General features: G+C 56.6%; 1 protein-coding gene. It reads right to left on the reverse strand.

All coding sequences use genetic code 11. From position 1 onward, the window contains the following. The coding region (locus tag A11A3_RS17180) for an IS3 family transposase (protein WP_008930599.1) at positions 1 to 604 on the reverse strand (604 nt) is incomplete at both ends.

Here is a 604-nt window from a genome sequence, read left to right on the forward strand (position 1 = left end):
CCCTTGATCCGAATGGAACATGACTCCTGAAGGCTTTCCCCGGGATTCATACGCAATCGTCAGAGCCTTCTTCACCAGATCCGTATTCGGCGACAGAGATATGGCCCAACCCACCGGTTTACGGGAGAACAAATCGATCACAACAGCGAGGTAAGCCCAGCGCGCACCGGTCCACAGATAGGTTATATCTCCAGTCCATACTTGATTGGGCTCCTCTACGTCGAACTCCCGGTCAAGGAGATTCGGAATATCCAGGTGTGGCTGATCGGCCTTCTTGTAAACGTGGCTTGGCGGCTGCGTACTGACCAGCCCCAACTGTTTCATCCGTCGGCTGGCACGGTAACGGCTCAGCGGTATTCCGGCCTGTGTCACCATGCTGGCAATGGTTCTTGCCCCGGCTGAACCCTGGCTGGCCTCGTGTGCCTCGATAACCTGCTCTTGGAGCTCTTGCTCTGCCTCACAGGGCGTTCGATCCCTGTCACGCCATGCCCGGTAACTACTGCGATGCACCCCAAACACCTGACACAGGCGCTGCACCGCATAGCTCTCTTCAAGTCGCTCGATTATCGAGAATTGCTCAGGGAGTCCGACATCAAGAGAGCGG

Origin of the sequence: Alcanivorax hongdengensis A-11-3 (assembly GCF_000300995.1) — a bacterium.
GTDB lineage: Bacteria > Pseudomonadota > Gammaproteobacteria > Pseudomonadales > Alcanivoracaceae > Alcanivorax > Alcanivorax hongdengensis.